The organism is uncultured Sphingomonas sp., assembly GCF_934560975.1.
Lineage (GTDB): Bacteria > Pseudomonadota > Alphaproteobacteria > Sphingomonadales > Sphingomonadaceae > Sphingomonas_I.
Genome location: NZ_CAKTFO010000003.1, coordinates 94,155 through 118,971, shown reverse-complemented (window position 1 = coordinate 118,971; position 24,817 = coordinate 94,155). Strand labels below are relative to the sequence as shown.

Annotated in this window: 19 protein-coding genes and 1 tRNA gene; 13 read left to right on the top strand and 7 right to left on the bottom strand. The window is 67.8% G+C overall.

Annotated elements, in window-relative coordinates; genetic code table 11:
• Positions 1–30: 30 nt before the first annotated feature.
• Positions 31–390 carry a glycine zipper 2TM domain-containing protein gene (locus tag Q0D93_RS03680; protein WP_294391544.1) on the bottom strand — a complete coding sequence of 120 codons (360 nt, stop codon included), beginning with the start codon at positions 388–390 and terminating at the stop codon, positions 31–33.
• Between the two features lie 172 nt (positions 391–562).
• Between Q0D93_RS03680 and Q0D93_RS03675 the strand changes: the two genes are divergently transcribed.
• The 5 genes from Q0D93_RS03675 to Q0D93_RS03655 all read left to right on the top strand — a co-directional run bounded on the left by Q0D93_RS03675 (position 563) and on the right by Q0D93_RS03655 (position 5,089).
• Positions 563–778, top strand: coding sequence for a hypothetical protein (locus Q0D93_RS03675; RefSeq protein ID WP_294391542.1), 216 nt, complete (start codon positions 563–565; stop codon positions 776–778).
• 165 nt (positions 779–943) lie between these two features.
• A complete protein-coding gene (gene tldD, locus Q0D93_RS03670) occupies positions 944–2,368 on the top strand; it encodes a metalloprotease TldD (RefSeq protein ID WP_294391540.1) in 1,425 nt (474 codons plus the stop codon).
• A 58-nt stretch (positions 2,369–2,426) separates the two neighbouring features.
• On the top strand, positions 2,427–3,242 hold the full coding sequence (locus Q0D93_RS03665; RefSeq protein WP_294391537.1) for a patatin-like phospholipase family protein: 816 nt from the start codon (positions 2,427–2,429) through the stop codon (positions 3,240–3,242).
• 111 nt (positions 3,243–3,353) lie between these two features.
• A complete protein-coding gene (locus Q0D93_RS03660) occupies positions 3,354–3,692 on the top strand; it encodes a P-II family nitrogen regulator (RefSeq protein WP_294391536.1) in 339 nt (112 codons plus the stop codon).
• A 29-nt stretch (positions 3,693–3,721) separates the two neighbouring features.
• Positions 3,722–5,089, top strand: coding sequence for an ammonium transporter (locus Q0D93_RS03655; protein ID WP_294391534.1), 1,368 nt, complete (start codon positions 3,722–3,724; stop codon positions 5,087–5,089).
• A 91-nt stretch (positions 5,090–5,180) separates the two neighbouring features.
• Here Q0D93_RS03655 and Q0D93_RS03650 read toward each other — a convergent pair whose 3' ends face one another.
• Positions 5,181–5,591: a TIGR01244 family sulfur transferase gene (locus Q0D93_RS03650; protein ID WP_294391532.1), complete on the bottom strand. Its 411-nt coding sequence runs from the start codon at positions 5,589–5,591 to the stop codon at positions 5,181–5,183.
• 105 nt (positions 5,592–5,696) lie between these two features.
• Here Q0D93_RS03650 and Q0D93_RS03645 point away from each other — a divergent pair, with 105 nt between their 5' ends.
• The 7 genes from Q0D93_RS03645 (at position 5,697) to Q0D93_RS03615 (ending at position 15,595) form a co-directional block, all read left to right on the top strand.
• On the top strand, positions 5,697–6,440 hold the full coding sequence (locus Q0D93_RS03645) for a hypothetical protein (protein ID WP_294391529.1): 744 nt from the start codon (positions 5,697–5,699) through the stop codon (positions 6,438–6,440).
• On the top strand, positions 6,364–7,878 hold the full coding sequence (locus tag Q0D93_RS03640; protein ID WP_366510242.1) for a DNA polymerase Y family protein: 1,515 nt from the start codon (positions 6,364–6,366) through the stop codon (positions 7,876–7,878). Before Q0D93_RS03645 ends, Q0D93_RS03640 begins: the two co-directional genes overlap by 77 nt.
• A complete protein-coding gene (locus Q0D93_RS03635) occupies positions 7,875–11,408 on the top strand; it encodes an error-prone DNA polymerase (protein ID WP_294391527.1) in 3,534 nt (1,177 codons plus the stop codon). The genes Q0D93_RS03640 and Q0D93_RS03635 overlap by 4 nt, the downstream gene beginning before the upstream one ends.
• A 28-nt stretch (positions 11,409–11,436) precedes the next feature.
• Positions 11,437–11,513 (top strand) — tRNA-Pro (locus Q0D93_RS03630).
• Between the two features lie 286 nt (positions 11,514–11,799).
• A complete protein-coding gene (locus Q0D93_RS03625; RefSeq protein ID WP_294391524.1) occupies positions 11,800–13,023 on the top strand; it encodes a threonine synthase in 1,224 nt (407 codons plus the stop codon).
• Positions 13,024–13,129: 106 nt separating this feature from the next.
• Positions 13,130–14,308 (top strand): SGNH/GDSL hydrolase family protein, encoded by a 1,179-nt coding sequence (locus Q0D93_RS03620; RefSeq protein WP_294391523.1) that lies wholly within the window; start codon positions 13,130–13,132, stop codon positions 14,306–14,308.
• Between the two features lie 171 nt (positions 14,309–14,479).
• Complete coding sequence (locus Q0D93_RS03615; protein WP_294391520.1) at positions 14,480–15,595, top strand: endo-1,4-beta-xylanase; 1,116 nt, start codon at positions 14,480–14,482, stop codon at positions 15,593–15,595.
• Here Q0D93_RS03615 and Q0D93_RS03610 read toward each other — a convergent pair.
• The 5 genes from Q0D93_RS03610 to Q0D93_RS03590 all read right to left on the bottom strand — a co-directional run bounded on the left by Q0D93_RS03610 (position 15,592) and on the right by Q0D93_RS03590 (position 23,487).
• Entirely contained in the window at positions 15,592–17,172 is a 1,581-nt protein-coding gene (locus Q0D93_RS03610; protein WP_294391692.1) for a glycoside hydrolase family 28 protein, read from the bottom strand. The genes Q0D93_RS03615 and Q0D93_RS03610 overlap by 4 nt on opposite strands.
• A 60-nt stretch (positions 17,173–17,232) precedes the next feature.
• Complete coding sequence (locus Q0D93_RS03605) at positions 17,233–20,412, bottom strand: TonB-dependent receptor (protein ID WP_294391518.1); 3,180 nt, start codon at positions 20,410–20,412, stop codon at positions 17,233–17,235.
• 297 nt (positions 20,413–20,709) lie between these two features.
• Positions 20,710–21,891 carry an FMN-dependent L-lactate dehydrogenase LldD gene (lldD, locus tag Q0D93_RS03600; RefSeq protein WP_294391516.1) on the bottom strand — a complete coding sequence of 394 codons (1,182 nt, stop codon included), beginning with the start codon at positions 21,889–21,891 and terminating at the stop codon, positions 20,710–20,712.
• Between the two features lies 1 nt (position 21,892).
• On the bottom strand, positions 21,893–22,657 hold the full coding sequence (locus Q0D93_RS03595; protein WP_294391514.1) for an SDR family NAD(P)-dependent oxidoreductase: 765 nt from the start codon (positions 22,655–22,657) through the stop codon (positions 21,893–21,895).
• A complete protein-coding gene (locus Q0D93_RS03590) occupies positions 22,654–23,487 on the bottom strand; it encodes an IclR family transcriptional regulator (protein WP_294391511.1) in 834 nt (277 codons plus the stop codon). The genes Q0D93_RS03595 and Q0D93_RS03590 overlap by 4 nt, the downstream gene beginning before the upstream one ends.
• Positions 23,488–23,625: 138 nt before the next feature.
• On the opposite strand from Q0D93_RS03590, the gene rhmD reads away from it, so the two are divergent.
• A complete protein-coding gene (gene rhmD / locus Q0D93_RS03585) occupies positions 23,626–24,810 on the top strand; it encodes an L-rhamnonate dehydratase (RefSeq protein WP_294391509.1) in 1,185 nt (394 codons plus the stop codon).
• Positions 24,811–24,817: the final 7 nt, after the last annotated feature.

Genomic DNA, 24,817 nt, shown 5'->3' with positions numbered 1-24,817 from the left:
CCGGAGAGAGCCTGCCCCATATGCCCTGGCTTAGCAGCGGCGTCCGTCGCTGCGGTCGACCGAGCGGCCGAGCAGGCCGCCGCCCGCCGCGCCCAGCACCGTGCCCAGCGTCTTGTCGCCGCTGCCGGCCACCGTGTTGCCGAGCAGACCGCCGGCGATGGCGCCGATCGCCAGGCCGCCATTGCCCTTGTCACGGCAGCGGTTGGAATAACCGCGGCGATAGTCGCTGCGCCGGTAATCGCTGCGGCGATAGTCCCCGCGATAGTCGCGATTGTCGTAGTGGCGATCATAGCCGTGGCGATAATGATGGCTGCGCGCCTCCACGGGAGCGGCCACGCTCGTCGCGATGGTCGCGGTCAGCAAAGCGGCGGCGGCTAACTTGCGGAACATACATCATCTCCCTCTTCGATCCGATGATCAGGGGATAGACTCGGGCTGGTGTCGCCATACTGAACCGGACTGTCAGCGTCGGTTCAGGCGCGGAACGACCCTTCGCCGCGTGTCGCCGCCATCTGGCGACGGGTGACATGGACAGCCGCCGCGATCCCGCTATCAGGCGCCGATGACAATCATCGCCACCATCATCGACACCGCCAGCGGCGCCGCCATCCAGAAAATGAAGTTCGGCCGCATGCCCCGTTATGGCGCAGCCTTTGTGCTCGAATCCGGCAAGCAGGTGATCGCGCAGCGCGTGGAAGTGGGCAAGCCCGCCCCCGGCAAGTTCATCTCGCCCGTCAGCGTGTGGGTGACCGTGCCGGAGGATTCGCGGCAGCCGTAACAGCTTCTTCGCTCCACGGGCGGCGATTGCCGGCGTCGTGCCCGGCGCCTCGGCCGATGGGGAGGGAGGGCCTGGAGCCCCCTCCCCTGCACGGCCCCAGGCAGGCCTGTCGTTCCCGCCACGACAAGGCTTACCGGCGACGCCGCCTGCCCCTATATCGGTCCCATGACCCTGCTCGCTGATCCCCGCCGCTTCCTGTATCGCGATCTCGACCCGGACGCCGCCGCCCGCTTGACCGGCGATGCGCTGCGCAGTTGCGACGATGGCGAGCTTTACCTGCAATATATCGCGAGCGAGGCGTTCGGCTTCGATGACGGGCGGCTGAAGACGGCGGACTTCAACACGCAGGCGGGCTTTGGCCTGCGCGGCATTTCGGGCGAGACCACCGCCTTCGCCCACGCCAACGAGATCAGCGAAGCCGCGATCAGGCGCGCAGCCGAGACGATGACCCTGCTGGATCCGACCAAGGGCACCCGCGCCGCCGCGCCGCGCCGCACCAACGCGCAGCTTTATACTGGCGAAGATCCGCTGTCGGCCGTCCCCTTCGCCCGCAAGGTGGCGTTGTGCCAGAAGATCGACGCCGCCGCGCGCGCCCGCGATCCGCGCGTGGCGCAGGTGACGGTCGGCCTGTCGGGATCGTGGAGCGTGGTGGAGATCGTGCGCCCGGACGGCTTCGTGGCGCATGACGTCCGCCCGCTGGTACGCCTCAACGTCTCGATCGTCGCGGAGCAGAATGGCAGGCGCGAGACCGGCTTCTTCGGGATCGGCGGACGCTATCTCTACGATCGCCTGTTCGGGCCGGAGACGTGGAACCGCGCGATCGACCAGGCGCTGGCGCAGGCGCTGATCAACCTGGAAAGCGTGCCCGCCCCCGCCGGCGAGATGACGGTGGTGTGTGGCCCCGGCTGGCCCGGCGTGCTGCTGCATGAGGCGGTCGGCCACGGGCTGGAAGGCGACTTCAACCGCAAGGGCACGTCCGCCTTTGCCGGCCGCATCGGCGAGCGGGTGGCGGCGCCGGGCGTGACGGTAGTGGACGACGGATCGATCGAAGGACGTCGCGGCTCGCTCACCATCGACGACGAGGGCACGCCGACCCAGACCAACGTGCTGATCGAGGACGGCATCCTCAAGGGCTATATCCAGGATCGGCTGAACGCCCGGCTGATGGGCGTGGCGCCCACCGGTAACGGCCGGCGCGAGAGCTTCGCCCATGCACCGATGCCGCGCATGACCAACACCTTCATGTATGGCGGCCAGGACGATCCGGCCGAGATATTGAGCCGCGTCAAGAACGGCATCTACGCCAAGTCGTTCGGCGGCGGTCAGGTGGACATCACCAGCGGCAAGTTCGTGTTCAGCTGCACCGAGGCCTACAAGATCGAGAATGGCAGGCTGGGCGCCCCGATCAAGGGCGCGACCCTGATCGGGGACGGCCCGACCGTGCTGACCAAGGTGGCCGCGATCGGCAACGACATGGCGCTGGACGAAGGCGTCGGCATCTGCGGCAAAGGCGGCCAGTCGGTGCCGGCGGGCGTCGGTCAGCCGACTTTGCTGGTGAAAGGGATCACGGTCGGCGGCACTGCCGCGTGACGGCGGCCGCGGCGGACGGCACGCACCCCATGCCGCCCTTTGCGGAGAGCCGGCACCGGTGACCACGCCGGTCGCGCTGGCGCTGGGTGGCGGGGCGGCGCTCGGCTGGGCGCATATCGGCGTGATCCGCGTCCTCCAGCAGGAGGGGATCGAGATCGGGGCGGTCGCCGGCACCTCCATCGGCGCGATCGCCGCCTTGTGCGTCGCGGCCGGCCGCGTCGACGTGCTGGAGGACATCGCGTTGGGCGCTACCCATCGGCGGGTGCTGGCCTATCTCGACCCCGCGCTCGGCACCGGCGCATGGTTCGGCGGACGGCGGATCGCGCGGGAACTGACCCAGCATTTCGGACGGTTGCGGCTGGAGGACCTGCCGATCCCGACCGCGCTGGTCGCCACCGACCTCCACAGCGCCGAAGAGGTGCGGCTGCGCGCAGGACCGGCCATCTCCGCCGTGCAGGCCTCCATTGCCCTGCCCGGCGTGTTCCGCCCCGTCCTGCGCGACGGGCGGCTGCTGATCGATGGCGGCATGGTCGCCAACGTGCCCATCGGCGCGGCGCGCGCGCTCCGCCCCGGTCTGCCCGTGGTCGCGGTGGACGTGATGGGCGACTATGCCGGCTATATCCAGGCGAGCGGCGAGGCCGGACGGCGATCGGCGCTGGGCACGATCCGCGCCGGCTTTCTGATGATGACGGTGCAGCAGACCCGTCAGGCGGTGGCTTTGCACCCGCCGCGCGTCCTGATCACCGTGCCGGTGCTACACCTCGGCACCGGCGCCTTCACCCGCGCGGAAGAGCTGATCCGGCTCGGGCGGGAGGCGGCGCTTGCCGCTTTGCCCGACATCGTGGCTGCACAAAAAGCAGGCAGCTGCCCCTGATTGCCCATGTTTGCGGCTAGGCAGAGGGTCTTGCGGCCTCGCCTCTCCTCCTGAACCATTCTGGCACGCTTCTTGCGAGGTAGAAGCGAGCGCCAGCGCAGGGGAGGCAGGATGAAATTGGTCATCGCGATCATCAAACCGTTCAAGCTCGACGACGTGCGCGAGGCGCTGTCCGCGCTCGGCGTGCAGGGCATGACGGTAACGGAGGTCAAGGGGTTCGGCCGCCAGAAGGGCCAGACCGAAATCTACCGGGGGGCCGAATACAGCACCAACATGGTGCCCAAGATCAAGGTGGAGGTCGCGTGCAGCACCGACCTTGCGCCACGGGTGGTGGAAGCGGTGCAGCAGGCCGCCAACACCGGTGCGATCGGCGACGGCAAGATCTTCGTACTGGATGTCGGCCAGGTGGTGCGCATCCGCACCGGCGAAACCGACGAGACCGCGCTCTGATCGCAGCTCTGACAACAAGGGGGGACTAGATGAAGCTGTTCAGCAAGATTGCGGGTCTCGGGACGGCGGCGGGCCTTGGCCTGTTCGCCGCTTTGCCCGCCTGGGCGCAGGATGCGGCCCTGCAGGCGCCCGCCGCAGCGCCGACCGCCACGGTGGACAAGGGCGACACCGCCTGGATGATGACCTCCACCATCCTGGTGCTGATGATGATCCTGCCGGGTCTGGCCCTGTTCTATGGCGGCCTGTCCCGCACCAAGAACATGCTGTCGGTGATGACGCAGGTGGGCGCGGTCGCCTGCTTGGCCATGCTGCTGTGGGTCATGTACGGCTATTCGCTGGCATTCGGGCCCGACGTGGCTAATGCCACGCTCAGCAACGTCATCGCGTCGTTCGACAAGGCGTTCCTGCGCGGCGTCACCTCCGCCTCCCAGGCCGCCACCTTCACCGCGGGCGTCGAGATCCCCGAATATGTGTTCATCTGCTTCCAGATGACCTTTGCCGCGATCACGGTCGCGCTGGTGCTGGGATCGGTGGTGGAACGCATGAAGTTCTCCGCCGTGATGGTGTTCGCCGTGGTGTGGCTGACCATCGTCTATTTCCCGATCGCACACATGGTGTGGGCGTCCAGCGGCGTGTTCTTCAAGGCGGGCGCGCTGGATTTCGCGGGCGGCACGGTGGTCCACATCAATGCCGGCGTGTCGGCCTTGGTCGCCTCGGTCATCCTCGGCAAGCGCATCGGCTATCCGACCGAGCGGATGGCGCCGCACTCGCTGACCATGACCGGCATCGGCACGGGCCTGCTGTGGGTGGGTTGGTTCGGCTTCAACGCCGGCTCCGCGCTGGAAGCCAACGGTTCGGCCGCGCTGGCGATGCTGAACACCTTTGTCGCGACGGCATCGGCCGGCCTGTTCTGGATGCTGGCGGAGCGTTTCTCCGGCCACAAGGGTTCGGCGCTGGGTTTCTGTTCCGGCATCGTCGCCGGCCTGGTTGCGGTGACGCCGGCGGCCGGCAATTCCGGTCCGTTCGGCGCGATCGTGCTGGGCGGGATCGCCAGCATTATCTGCTTCCTGGCGGTGTCCGTGCTGAAGCCCAAGCTGGGCTATGACGATGCGCTGGACGCATTCGGTATCCATGGCCTGGGCGGCATGATCGGCGCTGTCGGCACCGGCATCGTCTATTCGCCCGCTCTGGGTGGGCCGGGTGCCGCCGATTACGACATGGGCGCCAAGCTGATCGTCCAGGTGGAAGCCGTGCTGACCACCATCGTCTGGGCCGGTGTCGGCACCGCCATCGCCATCTTCGTCGCCAAGGCTGTGACCGGACTGCGCGTCAGCCGAGAGGTCGAACTCGAAGGCCTCGACCTCGGCGAGCATGGCGAGCGCGCCTACAATTATTGATCGGATCGGGGCGGGCCGGCGATCGGCCCGCTCCTTCAGGGGTTCCTCCTGCGAACGACTGGCCGGCGGAGAAATCCGCCGGCTTTTTTTGTCAGCCGAGCATGGGACCGATCGGGGAAATGTCATAGCCGGCCGCCGCAGCCTTGGCCGTCAGCGTGGCGGGTTCGTCGCCCATCCGCGCACGGGCAAGCGCCCACAGGAAGGTGGAGCGCGTGCCGGATCGACAGAAAGCCAGCACCGGTCCCTCGGCTTTGTCCAGCACTTCGGCCATGGCGGCCACCTGGCCTTCCGAAAAACCGGAATGGTCGACGGGAATGGCGACATAATCCAGCCCCTGCGCCTTGGCCGCCGCCGCGATCTCCGCGCCGGAGGGCTGGCCCAGCTGCTCGCCGTCCGGGCGGTTGTTGACCAGGGTGGTGAAGCCCTGGTGCCGCGCCTCGGCAATATCCTCGGCGGAAACCTGGCCAAAGACGAACACGCGATCATCAAGCCTGCGGAACATGCATATCTCCTTTGGGGCAATTCTAGCCGAGATGACGAACGGGAACAGCCATGCCTTGACACGGGTTCGGGGGGATGTGCCATAAAGAACATATAGAGAACATGCGTGATCGAGTCGCCCACCCTTCCCGCGCTCAAGGCGCGCTTCGCCGGCCTGGAAACGGCCGCTCCGCCGCTCCGCTGCCCGTTGGGGGCGGAGCGGCTGGACGCGGCGCTGGGCGGTGGGCTGGCGCGTGCGCGGCTGCACGACATCTGGCCCGCATCGGCGGAGGACGGTCTCAGCGCAACGGGCTTTGCATTGATGGTGGCGCTGCGGATCAGCGGCGCCGGCAATATCGTCTGGATCGCGGAGGAGACGGGCGAACGACGGCGTGGGCGGCTTTATGGGCCCGGCCTGGCCGAACTGGGGGCAGACCCCGCCCGCTTGCTGTTCGTGACCGCGCCCGACGACATGGCCCTGCTGCGCGCGGCGGGGGATGTGGTACGCTCGCCGGCGGCGGGCACGGTTGTGATCGCGCCTTCGTCCGCCGCGACGGTCGGCCTCACCGCCAGCCGGCGCCTGACCCTGTTCGCGGAGCGATCCGGCGTCACCGCGATCCTGCTGCTGCCGGCGGACCCGTTGCAGCCCTCCGCCGCGGCGACGCGCTGGCAGGTGGCGGCGGCCGCCTCCGCCGCCCTGGACGCCAACGCGCCCGGTTATCCCGCCTTCACCGTCACCCTGACACGCCAACGCAGCGGCGCGCCGGTGCCCGCCACACGGCTGGAATGGGATCGTGAACAAGGCCGGTTCGCGGCGCTACCTGGCGCTGTACCTGCCGATGCTGGCGGAGGATTGCTGGCGCTGGGCTGATCCCAACCCGCCAGCGGCGCCAGTCGCCTTCACGGAACGGCAGGCGAATGCCGTGCGGCTGACCGCCCTGTCGCGCGCGGCGCTGGCGTTGGGCCTTTCCCCCGGCCTGACCTTGGCCGACGCCCGCGCCCGCGTGCCGGAACTGGTGGCGGTGGCGCGGGATCATGCCGCCGAAGCGCAGATGGTCGCGCGGGTGGTGATGCTGGCCGGACGCTATACGCCGATGGCGCAGGGCGAGCCGCCGGACGGCGCGATCCTGGACATTACCGGCTGCATCCACCGTTATGGGTCCGAAGAGGATCTGGCGGACGACCTTGCCGCCCGGCTGGAGGATGGCGGGGTCACCGCCCGCCTCGCGCGTGGCGATACGCCCGAACAGGCGCGCGCCCTGGCCCGTTTCGCCAGTCCCGCGCGACCCGGCCTCCACGATCTGTCGGTGGAGGCGCTGGAGGCCGATCCGGCCGTGACGCTGGCGCTGCGCCGGGCGGGCCTCAAGACGATCGGCGCGCTCGCCGCCCGCCCGCGCCGGATGCTCGCCGCCCGCTTCGGAGACCTGCCGCTGCGCCTGGCCCGTTTGCTGGGCGAGCAGGACCGCCGGATCAGCCCGGAGCGTGCTTTGCCCCCCATCTCCGCCGTGCGCCGCTTTGCCGAGCCGATCGCCCGGGTCGACGATGCGCTCGCCTGCCTGGAGGAACTGGCCGGCGAGGCCGCGGACACCCTGCTCCAGCGGCATCAGGGCGGGCGGCGCTTCCGCGCGCGCCTGTTCCGCAGCGACGGCAAGGTGGCGGCGGTGGATGTCGCCACCGGCCAGCCGACCCGCGACCCCGCTTTGCTGATCCGCCTGTTCCGGGAGCGGGTGGAGGCGCTGGCCGATCCGATCGATCCCGGCTTCGGCTTCGACCTGATCCGGCTGGATGTGGGCCAGGTGGAGGCGCTGGCCGCCCGACAGGAGGATTATACCGCCTCGCCCCACCAGGAAGAGGACTTGGCCGAACTGGTCGACCGCCTCTCCGCGCGACTGGGGCCGCGCCGCATCCATCGGCTGAGCCCGGAAAACCGCCATATCCCCGAATGCGCCGTCAGTGCCTGCGCCCCTTCGATCCTGCCAGGCTGGGACGTACCGCACGACGGCGAGCCGCCGCTGCGTCCCCTGCGCCTGCTCGATCCGCCGCAGCCGGTCAGCGCCGTCATGTCCGAAGTGCCGGACGGCCCGCCGATGCGCTTCACCTGGCGCGGGCGGGTGCACGGCATCACCCGTTGGGAGGGGCCGGAGCGGATTGCCCCCGAATGGTGGCGCCGTCGCGACCGGGGCGGGCGTCCGCGCGATTATTACCGGGTGGAGGATGATGGCGGCCACCGCTTCTGGCTGTTCCGCCATGGCCTGCACGATCCCGAAGGGCCGGATACCGGCTGGTACATCCACGGCCTGTTCGCATGACCGCGCCCCCGCCTGACCCTGTGCCGCCCGATCATGCCCCGCCCCCTTATGCGGAGCTTGCCTGCGCCACCAATTTCTCCTTCCTGCATGGGGCCAGCCACGCCAGCGATCTGGTCTCCTGCGCGCTGGCGCTCGGCCATGTCGGGCTGGGCATTGCCGATCGCAACACGGTGGCGGGGGTGGTTCGCGCCTGGCAGGCATTGAAGGACGCGCGCCACAAGTGCCTGAACGATACAGGCGAACCCCTGCGCGATTTCAAACTGGTGACCGGCGCCCGTCTGGTCTTTGCCGACGGCACGCCCGACATCATCGCCTATCCCGAAACACGCCATGGCTGGGGGCGATTGTGCCGCCTGCTCTCCACCGGCAATCTGCGCGCGGACAAGGGCGATTGCGTCCTCCACCTGGACGACCTGCTCGCCTTTCACCAAAATCTGCTGCTGATCGTCCTGCCCGAAACCACCCGCCGCGATGGCGAGGGCGTCGCCCGCGAGACAGGAGACCAGACGCCGCTGCCGCCCGACCCCGACGACGAGGATGCAGACGCAGGATCGGGCCGGTTGCTCCATCTCGCCATTCCCGCCCGCACGGCTACCGCCCCTGCGGACGAAACCATGGGGGATGCGGACATCATCCCCTTCCCGACACCACCCCACTCCCCGGCGGCACCCGTGCGCGAGACCGGCCTGGACGCCACGCTTGCCGCCCTGCGCGCGGTCGCGCCCGATCGCGTCTGGCTGGGCGCGGCGATGCGACGTTCGGGCGCGGACCAGCGCCGCCTCGCGCGCCTCGCCCGCCATGCCGCTCGCGCCGGCGTGCCGCTGCTGGCGATCAACGACGTGCTCTACGCCACGGCCGAGGATCGCCCGTTGCAGGATATTCTCACCTGCATCCGCCTCGGCCTCACCGTCCAGGATGCGGGCACCTCGCTGGAGGCCAATGCCGAGCGCCACCTGAAGGCACCGACCGAAATGGCGCGCCTGTTCCGCAGCCATCCGCAGGCGATCGACGAAGCCCTGCGCCTGCACGCCCGCATCCGCTTCGATCTGGGCGAGTTGCGGTATGAATATCCGCACGAACCGGTGCCCAACGGGTGGGCGCCGCTCGACTGGCTGAAGCATCTGGTCGAGGAGACTGCCGCCCTGCGCTGGCCGGACGGCATACCGGCCAAGGCACAGGTGATGCTGGAGGAGGAGTTCGCGCTGATCGGCAGCCGCGCGGACCTGCCCTTCTACTTTCTGACCGTGCACGATCTGGTCCGCTTCGCCCGATCGCAGGGCATCCTCTGCCAGGGGCGTGGGTCGGCGGCCAATTCGATGGTCTGCTACCTGCTAGGCGTCACCTCGGTCGATCCGGCCGAGCATGACCTGCTCTTCTCCCGCTTCATGTCGGAGGACCGCAACGAACCGCCCGATATCGACGTCGATTTCGAGCACGAACGGCGCGAGGAGGTGATGCAATATGTCTACGAACGCTACGGCCGACACCGCGCCGGCATCGTCGCCACCGTCATCCACTATCGCCCCCGCTCGGCGGTGCGGGAGGTCGGCAAGGCTTTGGGCCTGACGGAAGACGTCACCTCCCGCCTGGTCAGCACGGTGTGGGGCAGCTTTTCCTCCCGGATGGAGGTGGAGCGGTTCCACGAAACCGGCTTCAGCCTCGACAATCCGGAGATCGAGCGGCTCAACCATTTCGTCGGTCTGCTGGTGGAAGCGCCCTTTCCCCGCCATTTGTCGCAGCATGTCGGCGGCTTCGTGCTGACCCAGCACCGGCTGGATGAAACGGTGCCGATCCATCACGCGGCGATGGAGGAGCGCACCTTCATCGAATGGGACAAGGACGATATCGACGCCTTGAAGCTGATGAAGGTCGACGTGCTGTCGCTGGGCATGCTCACCTGCATCCGCAAGGCGTTCGACCTGATCCGCGACTTTACGGTCGAGGGCCAGGGGCAGGGCCACGATTATGCGCTGGACACGATCCCGCGCGAGCAGCCGGACGTTTATGCGATGCTCCGCACCGGCGACAGTATCGGCGTGTTCCAGGTGGAAAGCCGGGCGCAGATCAACATGCTGCCGCGCCTGAAGCCGAAGGAGTTCTACGATCTGGTGGTGCAGGTCGCGATCGTGCGTCCCGGCCCGATCCAGGGTGACATGGTCCACCCCTATCTGCGCCGCCGCGCGGGACTGGAGGAGGCGGAATATCCCTCCCCCCACGCGCCTCATCCGCGGGACGAACTCAAACAGCTGCTCGGCAAGACCTATGGCGTGCCGCTATTCCAGGAACAGGCGATGAAGCTGGCGATCGTCGCCGCCGGCTTCACCTCGTCGGAGGCGAACCAGCTGCGCCGCTCCATGGCGACCTTCCGCAACATGGGCGGCATGAACGATTTCCGGGAAAAACTGGTCGGCGGCATGACCAGGCGCGGTTATGCCGAGGAGTTCGCCGAACGCTGCTACAAGCAGATCGAGGGGTTCGGCAGCTACGGCTTTCCGGAAAGCCATGCGCTCAGCTTCGCCTTGCTGGTCTATGCCTCCGCCTTTCTCAAGAAGCGCCATCCCGCCGCCTTCTGCGCGGCCCTGCTCAACTCGCAGCCGATGGGCTTCTACGCCCCGGCCCAGATCGTCGGCTGCGCCCGCAACCATGGGGTAGACATACGGCCGGTCGACATCGCCTGCAGCCGATGGGACAGCATATTGGAGCCAGGCACGCGCTGGCCCGCCGTGCGGCTCGGCCTCCGCCAGATCGACGGCTTCCGGGAGGCCTGGGCCCAGCGCATCGCCGAGGTCGAGGCCAGGGATCTGGAAGGGCTTGCCCGCATCCTGCCGGCACGCGCGATGCGCCTGCTGGCGGATGCCGACGCCTTCCGCTCGCTCGGCATCGACCGCCGCGCCGCCTTGTGGGAGGTGCAACGCACGCCGTCCGCCGCCCTCCCCCTGTTTGCGGCGACCGATGCCCGGGAATTGGGCGCGGAGGAGGATGCCCGCCTGCCCGCTATGCCGCCGAGCGAGCATGTCGCCGCCGATTACCAGACCACGCGCCTGTCGCTCAAAGGGCATCCGATAGCCTTCCTGCGCGACCTGTTCAGGGCGGAAGGGATCCGCAGCGCCAAGGAGCTTGCCGGAATGTCCGATGGCCGTCGTGCCAAAACGGCGGGGGTGGTGCTGGTCCGCCAGCGTCCCGGCGAAGGCAAGGCGATCTTTGTCACGCTGGAGGACGAAACCGGCATCGTCAACGTGCTGCTCTGGGCACGCGATTTCGAGAAATATCGCCGCGCCGTGATGGCCTCGCGCCTGATGGAGGTGTGGGGCGTCGTCCAGAAAAGCCCCGAAGGCGTGCTGCACCTGATGGGCGCGCATGTGATCGACCGCACCGGCGACCTGAACCGCCTGTCCGAAGACCGCCCGACTCGCACCGAACTGAGCCGCGCCGACGTGTTCAAGCACCCCAATTACACGCCCCAGGGCTGGGGCGGCCGCCGCCACCCCCGCGACGTGCGCATCATGCCCCCCTCACGCGACTTCCACTGACGCAATCTCTGCGCTAAGTGGACTTCGTCGGGGAGTGGCGCAGCCTGGTAGCGCATCTGGTTTGGGACCAGAGGGTCGCAGGTTCGAATCCTGTCTCCCCGACCACGTTTCCGCCAAGAAGTTTGAAGCGAAAACGGGCTGTTTACATCCGGTTTACAGCAAAGCCGTCCTGCGCCGCGACCCGTCGCGGGCGTGGCGCGATGGCGTAACTCGCCACCTTTCCCTTGCTGTCCGATCATATATGGTAGGGCCATGTCCGGGACGCGGGCCTGGCAAACGCCGATCCGGTTTTCACATGAACGGAATGTCCGGTGGGGCGCTGTGCCAGCATCGTGTCACCCTCTGACCACCCGGACGTCGCGTCGGCCGGGCATCTGCAAAGCGAGCGCATATGAACCGCAACCTGACCGAAGACCGTCCGACTTTCGTGACCCATCTGGAATGTTCGCTGACGGGTGAACGGTATGGGGCGGACGAACTGCACGGGCTGTCGCGGGCTGGCCGGCCCTTGCTGGTGCGCTACGACCTGGACGGCGTGGGCCGGGCGGTGTCCCGCGATACGCTGGCGGCGCGCGAGACCGACCTGTGGCGCTGGCGGGAATTGCTGCCGGTGCGGCGGACGGAGAGCATCGTCTCCTTGGGCGAGATCGAGACGCCCTTGGTCCCGATCCCTCGATCGGCTGGCGCCAACGTGCTGGTCAAGGATGAAGGGCGGCTGCCCACCGGATCGTTCAAGGCGCGCGGCCTGGTGATGGCGGTGGCGATGGCGCGCGAACTGGGCGTCACCCGCATCGCCATGCCCACCAACGGCAATGCCGGGGCTGCGCTGGCCGCTTATGCCGCGCGCTGCGGGATCGAGACGGTGATCCTCTGCCCACAGGAGACGCCGGAAATCAATGTGCGCGAAATCGCCCAGCAGGGCGCGCGGGTATGGCGCGTCAACGGCCAGATCGACGAATGCGGCGCCATCGTCGGCAAGGGCGCGGCCGAGGGGCGCTGGTTCGACTTCTCGACCCTGAAGGAGCCCTATCGGATCGAGGGCAAGAAGACGATGGGCCTGGAACTCGCCGCCCAATTCGGGTGGGAACTGCCGGACGCGATCTTCTACCCGACCGGCGGAGGGACCGGCCTGATCGGCGTGTGGAAGGCGTTCGACGAGCTCGAACGGCTGGGGTGGATCGGTTCCAAGCGCCCGCGCATGTATGCGGTGCAGGCGTCCGGCTGCGCGCCCATCGTCCGCGCCTTCGAGGCCGGGGAGGAGCATGCCGAACGGTGGGAGGACGCCGCCACGGTCGCGGCCGGCATCCGGGTTCCCAAGGCGGTGGGCGACTTCCTGATCCTGCGCGCCGTCCGCGAATCCGGGGGCCGTGCGCTGGCGGTGGGCGATCCGGCGATCCTGGCGGCGGTGGATGCGTGCGCGAAGCAGGACGGCCTGCTGCTCTGCCCGGAAGGTGGCGCCACCCTCGCCGCCTACACGCAGGCGCTGCGCGACGGGATCGTGGATGCAGACGAGCGGGTGGTGCTGTTCAACTGCGCCACCGGCCTCAAATATCCGATGCCGCCCGCCGACAATTGGCTGGACCGCAACGCGGCCATCGACCTGGCGGCGCTGTAGCAGCTCGCTGCCACGCCCCCGGCATCGGCCTGGCGGGACGGAATGGTTCGGCGCACGGTGTCCGCCTGTTATTCACCGGCACCTTTCCGCCTGGGAGATCCTGCACATGCGGCTATTCGGATCGAGCGCGCTTCTGCTGGCGACATTGTTGCCGCACGTCGCCAATGCCGCCCAGCCGGCATGGACCCGTGCCTGGACCGCCAGCATGTGGCAGGCGAACGAGGCGCAGGCGGTGCCCGTCCATGACGTGACATTGCGTTCCGCCATACGCGTCGGTGCGGGCGGGCGGGCGCTACGCCTGCGTCTGGCGAACGATCATGGCGGCATCCTCGCCATCGGGGCGGCAACCGTGCGCCTTCCCCATCAACCGGCGGTGCGGGTCACGTTCGGGGGCGATCCGCACCCCGATATGCCGGTCGGCGCGCCGCTGGTCAGCGATCCGATCCCGCTGCCCGTCAAGCCGTTCGACATTGTGGAGGTGTCGCTCTACCTGCCGGGGCCGACCCGGCTGACCACGGTGCATGAGGTTGCGGGGCAACCGACGCAGGTGTCGCCGCACGGCGATCACAGCGCGGAGGACTTCCAGCCCGTCTCCACGTCCGACATGCGCCCACTGATCGCGGGGCTCGACGTGTTGGCGGACGGCAAGCGGCCGATCGTGGTGGCGGTGGGCGATTCGATTACGGACGTCGGCAGTTGCCCCAACGATGCGGTGCCGGTCTGCCGCTGGGGCGATGTGCTCGGCCGTCGCTTCGCCAAGGCCGGCATGCCGCACGTCGTCGTGACGCAGGCCATTTCGGGTAATCGTGTACTTGCGCCGGGCACGGGGCCGAGCGCGCTGGCACGGCTCGACCGCGACGTGCTGGCGATGCCGGGCGTGTCGCACATCGTGCTGCTGGAAGGCATCAACGATATCGGCAATAGCGGGCTGATCCGGCATGGCGTCGCCAATCCGCCGATCACGGCGACGGACCTGATCCAGGGATACCGCCAGTTCGTCGCCCGCGCGCACGAACGCGGGATCAAGGTGATCGCGCTCACCCTGCTGCCGTTCGAGGGCGCATTCTATTACTCACCCGATCGGGACGCGATCCGCCGCGCGGTGAATGCGTGGATCCGCACCAGCGGCACGTTCGATGCGGTGGTGGACACGGAGCGGGTGGTCGCGGACCCCGACAATCCACGCCGCATCGCCGCCGGCCTGCAAAGCGGCGACAATCTCCATCCCGATGGCCGCGGCGAGACGCGCATCGGTGAAGCGATCGACCTGCGACTGTTCCGCTGAAGTCGGGGGCAATCGCCGCGCGGAGTTCCGGCCGCTGGCGCACGGACGTGGATCGCCAGGTTCCGGGCCGCGCAACCATGTTCCCGATTGACGGAACGTCTATCCACAATATGGTACGAATACCATGTCAAGGATCGATGCCATGTCCAACTCCGTCCCTAGGTGGCCGTCATGCTGGTAGATCGGCGCACCGTGCTGGCCGGTGCGGCGGCGCTGGCCCTCGCGCCGCGTATGGCACAGGCGGCGGCCGAGCCATCGCTGGCGCGTATCGCGCAGGCGAAGGGCATGTGCTTCGGCAGCACAATGGGGCTGCGCAACTTCCTGGACCCGGCCTATCGGCAGCTGAATGCAAGCCAGTGCGGGCTGATCGTGCCGGAGACGGAGATGAAGTGGGTCGCCCTGCGCCCCGACGCGCGCACGTTCGACTTTGCCGCCGCCGACCGGATCGTCGACTGGGCCACGTCCAACGGCATGGGCGTGCGCGGCCACACCTTGCTGTGGCATTCGGAACGGTGGATGCCCGATTGGGTCGCCAAGCATGATTATGGACCCGATCCGCGCAAGGAGGCAGAGCGGCTGCTGACCGAGCATGTCGCCACCGTTGCCCGCCGCTACGCCGACCGGATCGACAGTTTCGACGTGGTGAACGAAGGCATCGACCCGGATACGGGCCTGTTGCGCGAAACCGCCTTGTCACGCCACCTGGGGGCCGAGGCGACGATCGACATCGCCTTTCGCGCGGCGCGGGAGGCCGCCCCGCGCGCGGAGCTGGTCTACAACGACTTCATGACGTGGCGCGCCGACGATGGCCGCCACCGCGCCGCCGTGCTGCGCCTGCTGGAAGGCATGAAGACGCGCGGCGTGCCGATCGACGGCTTGGGCGTGCAAAGCCATCTCGGCAGCAAATATAGCGATGCTCCGACCGGGTTGGGCCAGGTGGACGAGCGGGCCTGGCGCGCCTTCCTCGACGAGGTGGTCGGCATGGGTCTGAACCTGCTGGTGACCGAACTGGACGTGCACGACAACCCGTTGCCAACCGCGATCGAGGTACGGGATCGCGCCGTTGCGGATCATGCGCGCGCCTATCTCGACCTCATGCTGTCCTATCCGGCCTGCAAGACGGTGATGTGCTGGGGGCTGAGCGACAGATATACGTGGCTGGCGGGATCGCGCCCACGCCCCGACGGAACGCCCAAGCGCCCCTGCCCCTATGATGCCGATTTCCGGCCGAAACCGCTACGCGCCGCCATTGCCGGCGCGTTCGGGGCCAGGCCCATGCACGGCTAGAGCGTACCGGTGAACGGCCCGGCGATGGTGCGATCGCCGAACCCACGACTGTCGGAGAGGCGGAACCCGCCGACCCGGTCCAGCGCATAGCCGATACCCTTGGGCAGCCGCATCCGCGCAAACTCGGCATCGGTCACGTCCTCCAGCCGCAGGGCCGGACGCGGATCGGCCACCGCCACCGCCACCTCGACATTGCTCATGGTGACGCCCCGGGCGTGGCGCACGAAGAAACCCGTCGCCGGAAGATCGCCGAACATGGTCGCTTCCGGATAGCCGAGCTCGTTTTCCGGCGGGCGCAATGCCGCCATGGTGGCGGGTGCGCCGCCGACATGGTGAAAGTAGCTGTCGGCAATGTGCAGATCTTCGATCGGATGGTCCGCCAGGCCCGCAATCACCGACGGCAGCAGGGTCGCGTCGGAACTCACCACATTCTGGATGAAGATGCGCCGCACCGTGCCGATCGGTCGTCCGGCGGGCCCGCGCATCCGCTTGCCCAGGCGCACGAACAAGGGCCCGTCGACCGTGCCACGCATAGTGACGTTGCTGACCGTCACATCCTCGATCATCGCGCCATCGACCGTCTCGAACGCCAGGCCGCGGCTTTGGTCGAACATGCAATTGCTGATGGTGATGTTGCGGAAGCCGCCGTTTGATTCGGTGCCGAACTTGATGCGGCCGTGGATCTTGGGCGCGAATTCGGGCGGCATCCTGCGCCAGCTGCCGTCCAGCACCGATCCCACCTGGTAGTTGCCGGTCACCAGGCAGTTGGAGATGCTGACATGCTCGGTCACCCGCGCCTCGCCCAGAGCGAAGCTGCTCTTGGGACAGATGGCATCGTCATAGGGCGCGTTGACGGTGCAGTTGGTCACGCGCACATTGCGGCAGCAGTCGATGTCGAAGCCGTCGCGGTTGGTGTCGCACAGCACATTGTCGATGGAAAGGTTGTCCACCCCCGTCGCCAGCATCGCGAACCAGCCGCCTTCGAGGATGCGGATGTCGCGGATCAGGACGTTGCGGCAATTCTTCAGGGCAATCGCCTTGTTGGCGGTTCCGGGGCCGCTGGGGTCCTTCAGCCAATTGTCCTTGCCGTCGCCGCGCCCCAGGCCCTTGCCCCAGATCAGCCCCTCGCCCGTGATCGCGACATCATGCAGCCCCTCGCCCCAGATCAGGCTGTTGCGCCAGTGGCTGTGACCGAAATCCTGATAGCCGACCGCGCGCGGATCCTGCTCCTCAAAATGGTCATAGCCGGCGGTTTCGGTCGGCTTGGCCGCCAGGATCGTCGCGCCGTTGGCGAGGTGGAGCGTCACGCGGCTCTTCAACCGGATCGTGTAGCTGGCATAGGTGCCGGCGGGAAAGTACAACGTTCCCCCGCCGCGCGCCGCAATCTCCTCGATCGCGCGGTTGATGGCGGGCGAGTCGATCGTCCGGCCATCGCCCTTGGCGCCGAACCGGCGCACGTCCACGACGGCGTCGTCCGGCAAGGGGGAATAAAGGCGTTGCGCGCCGACCGTGGTGGACAGGAGCAGCCCTGCCCCCGCCGCACCGCCCAGCATCAGCGATCGCCTGTCGAGCAGCATCACGGCCCCTCCCGAAACATGATGCGGGACGACCGCCGGCCGCCCCGCGCCTTTGGGTTGTTAGAACTTCACCGACGCGCCGAGGAAGAATTCGGTGCCGATCGGATCATAGGTCGCGGGATAGGTGTTCGCCCGCACCTGCGCGCTGCCGACCAGGGGCGGCGTGTTGGAGAAGACGTTGTTGGCGCCGCCGAACACCTGCAAATTCTTCAGCACGTCGGCCGTGAACGAAATGTCGACATAATGCTGGTCGCCCAGTTTCGGGTGCGACAGGTCGGCCAGGTTGGGCGCGGTCGCGCTGCCCTGACGCAGCGGCACAAGGTAGCGATCGTCCGTGACCTTGCCGACATAGCGATGGCGCACGCTGAGGCTGGTCGGTCCCATGTCCCACGTCAGGCGCGTCACCCCGCGCCAGCGCGGCAGCGGCTCACCGCAGGTCAGGCCGAACGCACCGGCGCACTTGTTCTTGATCGACGGCAATGCGGCGACGGGCGTCGACGTGTAGCTGCGCAGATAGGTATAATCCGACCCGAAGCTGAGCGAACTGGTCTCCGCCAGGCCGAACAGACCGAAGTTGAGCGGCTGACGGTAGCGCACCACGAAGTCGATGCCCGACGTTTCCAGCTTGCCGGTGTTGGCGGACACGATCCGCACCGGATACTGGTCGGTGATCGCGCCGGTGCCGGGATCGCGCTGCACCGCACGGCAGAACTCGCTCGCGGGGTCGCGGATGACGTTGTAGCAGAGGTTCAACGTGTTGTTCAGGCCACCGCCCAGCAGCGCGATCGCCCCGTCCAGCTTGATCTGGAAATAGTCCACGCTGAACCGGAAGCGCGGCAGGAAGCGCGGCGTGAATACGGCACCGAAGGTGATGGTGTCGGACGTCTCCTCGCCCACCGCGGGATTGCCGCCCTGGTCGACCGGAAAGAAGACGTTGGGCTGCACGCTGGAGGTGAAGATATTGTTCGCCGGAACGCCGGTCGCCGCGCAGATCGTGCGAACCGCGTCGGACCGCTGCGCCGCGGGCTGCCGGTCCGAGCAGGGGTCGGTCGCGTTCGCGACGGTGCGGTTGAGGCCGCCGAACAGCTCGTTCACGTTGGGTGCGCGGATGGCGCGCTGATACTGCCCGCGAAAGTTGATGTCCTGAACCGGCGACCATTCGCCGCCGCCGAGGTACGTCCACACCCCGCCGACGCCCGACAGGTTGTAGTCCGAATAGCGGAACGCGCCGTTGGCGGTCAGCGAGTGGGCAAAGGGGAGGTCGGCCAGGATCGGCACGCGAAGCTCGCCGAACACTTCCTTGGCGGTGATGCTGCCCTGCGTCGGCAGGCCGGCGTTGAAGCCGACCACGTCACCGGAGGAGAGGAACTGGTCGGGGCGGAACCGGGCGGAATTCTTGCGCCATTCGCCGCCCAGGCTGAACGCGATGTCGCCTGCCGGCAGCGCGAACAGCTTGCCGGACACGGTCGCCACCGCCACCTGCTGCCTGGCTTCGGTGGTGTTGGTTGCACTGACCGAAATGGCGCGGATGCAGGCGTCGCTGATGTTCGCGCCGAACACGTTGCAGACCGGGGCCGCGCCGCCGGCCGACAGCAGGTTCGCCTGAAGCGCGCTGCGCGACAGGGCCTGACCCAGCTCTTCGGTGAAGTTGGTCTTCGCGTAGCTGTAATAGACGTCGTAGGACAGGTCGCGCAGGCCGCCTTCAATCACGTCGCCGATGTCGCCGCGGAGGCCGAACGCGCCGCGGAACACGTTGCGCCGCTGGTTGGCGGTGCGGGGGCCGACCTCCTGATAGCGGCGGCCCACCGTCAGCACGGCCAGCCCGTCATTGGCGGTGGTGGTGCGCGTGACCGGGCCCGACGCGACGCTGATCGTGCCCTGTTCGGCGCTGTCCAGCTGGCGCAGCACGTTCTGCAGGGCTGGCGTCAGATAGGGATTGTTGACGTTCAGCAGCGTGGACACGCCGACGTTGGACGGCGCCAGCTGCGCACGCACCTGGTTCTGCGAATAATGCAGTTCCATATATCCGGTGACGCCCGGCGTGAAATCGTAGTGGCTCAGGCTGTTGATCATGTACCGCTCTTGCGGAATGATCAGGTAATTGTCGGGCGCTAGGTTGTAGCGGTCGGCCGGATCCAGTGCCGGGCGCGCGGTGGTGCCGGCATCGTTGAAGGTCAGCCCGAACGAGCCCAGCCCCGTCAGGCCCGCCGCGTCATAGGCGGCGCGCAGGCCGGCATTGGCGGCCGCATAGGTCGGGATGCCGGAAATGCGGCCGTTGGGAATGTCGCCCGAACCGCCGAAGATGAAGCCCGGCTGCCCGCCCGCCGATCGGCAGGACTGGCCGGCGGGTACGGCAAAGGGCGTGCCCAGCCCGAACGTCGGATCCTCCGATCCGGGCACGACGCAGCCGTCGGCAAGCGCGAACGCCGTATAACCGCCCCGATCGCCACGGGTGATCGCATCACGCTTCAGGTAATTGGCGGAGACCACCGTATTGCCACGGCCTTCCGCGAAATTGCCGCCGACCGTGATGGTGAAATCCTTGGTATGCGCGCTGGACACCGAATTGGCATTCCCCTGCGCACGCAGCTCCACGCCCTCGAAATCGTCGCGCAGGATGAAATTGACCACGCCCGTGATCGCGTCGGAGCCGTACACGGCTGAGGATCCACCGGTCACCACCTCGGTCCGCTTCAGCAAGGCGGTGGGGATGGTGTTGATGTCGACCGTCTGATCCGGCCCGGCGATGGCGAAGCGACGGCCATTGACCAGCACCAGGTTGCGGGTGGAGCCGAAGCCGCGAAGGTTGAGGTCCGCCTGCCCGGCGCTCTGGCCGGAAACGGTGGAGCCACCCGTGGGCGAGGCGACGAATTGCGGCGACTGGCTGAGCAGCCGCTCCGCATTCACCGTGCCGGACAGGGTGATATCGGCGGCGCTGACCACCGAGACCGGCGTGGGCGCCGAAAAGCCGTCTTGCGCCAGCCGCGATCCCGTCACCACGATCTCGGCATCACCGTCATTGTCGGCGGCAGCGGGGGTGGCAGCGGCGGGAACTGCGGCCGTAGCCGGAGCTGCCGGCGGCGCGGCAATGGCGGGTTCGGCGTCGGCGGGTCCGGCAGCGGTCGGCGCGGCGACGGCCGGCGCGCTGGCCTGCGCAAAGGCCGGCACCTGCACCGTTGCCGCGCACACCAGGATGGCCGTGCCACCAAGCAGCCGCGCGCGATCCATCATGCTGATCATGTCTAGCTCTCTCCCTGTTCGAGGCTCTCTCCACCATGCGGACAGGACCTCTTTGTTGATGCGACCGGTTTTCCGGTTCGCTGCAAAACCGTAATGGCGATACGCCAATCAGTCTCATATTGTGGGAATTATTCTTATCTATTGAAACTCAAGTCGTCAACCATGCGGTTGACGGGAGGCCTGGGCGGCCGTGCAAACGGCGGATCGGCCAACGTGTCGAGGACACCGCACCTTAAGCGGCAGTAATTCCAATCGGATGCGCGCCGCCCAACATACCAATGCGGCGCCTGGCCGGCCTTAAAGTGGATCGAAACCAGTTTCGGCCACAGCCGCGCCATTCACCAATATGTCGCGGGTGACGGCGGACAAATCGGTGCAGCCGGTCAGGGCCATTGCGACCCGCATCTCTGCCTCGACCAAGGCCAGCATGCGCCGCACCCCCGCCTCGCCATCGGCGGCAAGCGCATACGCCCACGCCCGCCCGAGCAGGACACCATGTGCGCCCAGCGCCAGCATCCGCACCACGTCCAGGCCCGATCGCACGCCGCCGTCCGCCAGCACGGTGATCCGTTCCCCTACCGCCGCCGCGATGGCCGGCAGGGCCGCGGCGCTGGACGGCACGCCGTCCAGCTGCCGGCCGCCATGGTTCGACACCACGATCCCGTCCGCACCCAGGGCAGCCGCCTCACGGGCGTCCTCCGCATCCAATATGCCCTTGATGATGAGCGGCCCGTCCCAGTTCCGGCGCACGAAGTCCAGGTCGCGCCAGGTGACGGTCGGGTCGAAATTGTTGCGCATCCACGCGAAGAAATCCTCCAGCCCGGTGTTCTTGCCGAGTACGGGGGCGACGTTGCCAAGCTGGTGCGGCCGGCCGTGGACGCCGACGTCCCACATCCAGCGCGGACGCCGCAACGCCTGCCACGCCCGCCGGAGCGCGCCGACGCGGCCCGCCGCCCCCGCCAGCCCCGCGCGATAGTCGCGGTAACGCGATCCGGGCACGGGCATGTCGACGGTGAAGACCAAAGCGGAGCAACCCGCCGCCTTGGCCTCGCCCAGCAGGTCGGCCATGAACGCCCGGTCACGGATCATGTACAGCTGGAACCAGAAGGGCTGGTCGGTTCCGCGGCGCACCTCCGCCAGCGGGCAGGCCGACACGGTCGACAGGCAAAACGGGACGCCCGCATCGGCCGCCGCCCGCGCCGCCTGAACCTCGCCCCGGCGCGCATTGAGGCCGGCAAGCCCGATCGGCGCGAGCGCCACCGGAAGCGCCATGCGCTGCCCGAACAGGGTGGTGGACAATGCGATGCTGCCCACGTCGCGCAGTACCCGCTGGCGCAGCATCACCTTTTCCAGATCCGCAACGTTCCGGCGGAGCGTAGTTTCGGCATAGGAGCCGCCGTCGATATATTCGAACAGGAAATGCGGCAGGCGCCGGCGCGCACGCTGGCGGAAGTCGAGCGTGGAGGCTGCCTGTCCCATCCTATTGCAGGTTCACGAACGCGCCGCCGTCGACCAGCAAGGCCGCCCCGGTAACGTAGCGAGCCAGGTCGGAGGCGAGGAATATGATCGGACCGGCGAGATCGTCGGGCTCGCCCAACCGGCCGAGCGGCACGCGGGCGGCCATGCGCGCACGCTTGTCCGCGTCGGCCAGGTCGTCCTTGTTGATATCGGTCAGGATCGTGCCGGGCAGCACCGAATTGCAGCGTATGCCGTGTCTGCCCAGCGCGATCGCGGCGGACTGCATCAGTGAATGCACCCCGGCCTTGGTCGGCGTGTAGTGGGTCTGGAACTCGCCGCCGACCAGAGCGGAGATGGACGACACCGCGACGATCGCGCCGCCATCCCCCTGTTGCACCATCTGGTTGGCGGCCGCCTGGACCATGAAATAGGCGCCGTGCAGGTTGACGCGCATGGTCCGCTCGAACGTCTCCACCGGCATGTCGAGGAATGCGTGAAACGGACAGATGCCGGCATTGTTGACGAATACGTCTGTCCGACCGAACGCATCCACTGCCTTGGCGATGAAGTCGCGGGCGGTTTCGGGATCGGCAACATCGCCCTGCACCGCGATGGCACGCCGGCCCAGCGCCTCGATCGCGGCCACGACGTCGTCCGCGCCCGCCTGATCGCGGGCGAAGTTGATGGCGACGTCCGCCCCGTGCCGTGCCGCGCCGATCGCCGCCGCCCGGCCGATGCCGGCCGATGCGCCGGTCACGAGCACGACCTTGCCGTCGAGTAACATCATGCCGCTCCCATGTCCGGTTTCTCCTTGGAGCCCGACCAGCCAAGGTCGCGGCTGATCGCGATGGCGGTGTCGCGCACCTCCCCCGCCAGCCGCGCCATGCGGTCATCGTCCATATATTGCGCGGCGCTGGACACGCTGATCGCGCCGACGATCCGGCTGCTCGCATCGCGAAGGGGCGCCGCGACGCAGCGGATCAGGTCCTCATTCTCTTCAAGATCGTAGGCAAAGCCATCGGCAACATAGGCCTGCATCCGCGTTGCCCAGGTCGCATAATCGATCTCGCGCGCGCCGGCCCGGCGATCCTCCGCCACCAGCTGCGCCCAGTCCGCGCTGGGATCGTCCAGCAGCAGCGCCTTGCCGAGCCCGGTGGCCGTCAGCGGCTGGCGATCGCCGATGCGGCTGCTGATCTCCACCCGGCGGCGGCCTGAAATCTTGTCGAGGTAGAGCGCCCGATCGTGGTCGCGCACGCCGATGTGAACCGTGTCTTCGGTCTGGGCGGCGAGTTCCTCCAGATGCGGCCGCGCCACCTGGACGATGTCGGTCTGCCGCTGTGCCGCGAAGCCCAGTTCGAGCAGCTTGGGCCCGAACTGATAACCCAGCCGCGGGGTGAAGGTAAGGTAACGGCGCTCGATCAGCGCGGTCGCCAGCCGATGCGCGGTGGAGCGCGTCAGGCCCAGGCCGGACGCAAGCTCCGCCAGCGGCACCGGACCGTTCACCACCGCCTCGATCACATCCAGCCCCCGAAGCAATGTCTGGCTGCCCGACGCGGTGCGTGCCCCCTTGTCCGAAGCGTGATCGGGTGAAACAGCATTTGACGTAGGTTTTCTCATTTACTAGTATCCATTCCCATAATATGGAAATTAACAGGGAGCAATAGGGCCCTTGCGCGGCTGATTGTACCGCATCGATGACGGTTGTACCGCATGGTGGAACGAGATGCCCGCCCTTTTGACGGATAGAGGACGCTGATGGGCTTTCCGCGGATCAAGCATGTTCGCGCTTTCACCGTGCGTGGCGGCGGCGCCGACTATCACGATCAGGGCGGAGGCCATTGGATCGACGATCACATCGCCACGCCGATGGCGCGCTATCCCGAATATCGCGCATCCCGGCAGAGCTTCGGCATCAACGTGCTGGGCACTTTGGTGGTGGAGATCGAGGCGGAGAATGGCGTCACGGGCTTTGCCGTCACTACCGGCGGCGAACCGGCCTGCTACATCGTCGAGCGTCACCTGGCCCGCTTCCTGGAGGGCCGCGACCCCACGGAAACCGAGAAGATCTGGGACCAGATGTACTTCTCGACCCAATATTACGGTCGCAAGGGCCTGGTGATCAACGCCATTTCCGGTGTGGACCTGGCGCTGTGGGACCTGATCGGCAAGCTGCGGGACGAACCGGTCTATCGCCTCCTCGGCGGCGCGGTGCGCGACGAGCTGCAATTCTACGCGACCGGCGCACGCCCGGACGTCGCCCGGGAACTCGGCTTCATCGGGGGCAAGCTGCCGCTGCACCATGGCCCGGCCGAGGGTGCGGAGGGGCTGCGCAAGAATGTCGCGCTGCTGGCCGAGATGCGTGAAAGATGCGGCCCGGATTTCTGGCTGATGTACGATTGCTGGATGGCGCTGGACGTGGACTACGCCACGCGCCTGGCGATCGCCTGCCACGAACATGGGCTGAAGTGGATCGAGGAGGCGATCAGCCCCGACGATTATTGGGGCTATGCGGAGCTGCGCCGCAACGTGCCGCGCGGCATGCTGGTCACCACGGGCGAGCATGAGGCGACCCGCTGGGGCTTCCGCATGCTGCTGGAGATGGAATGCTGCGACATCATCCAGCCCGATGTCGGCTGGTGCGGCGGCATCACCGAATTGCTCAAGATCAGCGCGCTGGCCGATGCGCGCGGCAAGCTGGTCGTGCCGCACGGCTCCTCCGTCTACAGCTACCATTTCGTGATCACGCGCCACAACTCGCCCTTCGCCGAGTTCCTGATGATGCATCCGGGGCCGACGGAAATCGTGCCGATGTTCGCACCGCAGCTCCTGGGCGAACCGGTGCCGGAAAACGGACGCATGCCCGTGTCCGCGCTCGACAAGCCCGGTTTCGGCGTGACGCTCAATCCCGACGTCGCGCTGCATCGCCCCTACACGCACTGAGGACGCC

Coding starts and splice junctions, on each gene's coding strand:
- Q0D93_RS03680 (WP_294391544.1), bottom strand. CDS start 390: ATGTTCCGCAAGTTAGCCGCCGCCGCTTTGCTGACCGCGACCATCGCG.
- Q0D93_RS03675 (WP_294391542.1), top strand. CDS start 563: ATGACAATCATCGCCACCATCATCGACACCGCCAGCGGCGCCGCCATC.
- tldD (WP_294391540.1), top strand. CDS start 944: ATGACCCTGCTCGCTGATCCCCGCCGCTTCCTGTATCGCGATCTCGAC.
- Q0D93_RS03660 (WP_294391536.1), top strand. CDS start 3,354: ATGAAATTGGTCATCGCGATCATCAAACCGTTCAAGCTCGACGACGTG.
- Q0D93_RS03655 (WP_294391534.1), top strand. CDS start 3,722: ATGAAGCTGTTCAGCAAGATTGCGGGTCTCGGGACGGCGGCGGGCCTT.
- Q0D93_RS03650 (WP_294391532.1), bottom strand. CDS start 5,591: ATGTTCCGCAGGCTTGATGATCGCGTGTTCGTCTTTGGCCAGGTTTCC.
- Q0D93_RS03635 (WP_294391527.1), top strand. CDS start 7,875: ATGACCGCGCCCCCGCCTGACCCTGTGCCGCCCGATCATGCCCCGCCC.
- Q0D93_RS03625 (WP_294391524.1), top strand. CDS start 11,800: ATGAACCGCAACCTGACCGAAGACCGTCCGACTTTCGTGACCCATCTG.
- Q0D93_RS03620 (WP_294391523.1), top strand. CDS start 13,130: ATGCGGCTATTCGGATCGAGCGCGCTTCTGCTGGCGACATTGTTGCCG.
- Q0D93_RS03615 (WP_294391520.1), top strand. CDS start 14,480: ATGCTGGTAGATCGGCGCACCGTGCTGGCCGGTGCGGCGGCGCTGGCC.
- Q0D93_RS03610 (WP_294391692.1), bottom strand. CDS start 17,172: ATGCTGCTCGACAGGCGATCGCTGATGCTGGGCGGTGCGGCGGGGGCA.
- Q0D93_RS03605 (WP_294391518.1), bottom strand. CDS start 20,412: ATGATCAGCATGATGGATCGCGCGCGGCTGCTTGGTGGCACGGCCATC.
- lldD (WP_294391516.1), bottom strand. CDS start 21,891: ATGGGACAGGCAGCCTCCACGCTCGACTTCCGCCAGCGTGCGCGCCGG.
- Q0D93_RS03595 (WP_294391514.1), bottom strand. CDS start 22,657: ATGATGTTACTCGACGGCAAGGTCGTGCTCGTGACCGGCGCATCGGCC.
- Q0D93_RS03590 (WP_294391511.1), bottom strand. CDS start 23,487: ATGAGAAAACCTACGTCAAATGCTGTTTCACCCGATCACGCTTCGGAC.
- rhmD (WP_294391509.1), top strand. CDS start 23,626: ATGGGCTTTCCGCGGATCAAGCATGTTCGCGCTTTCACCGTGCGTGGC.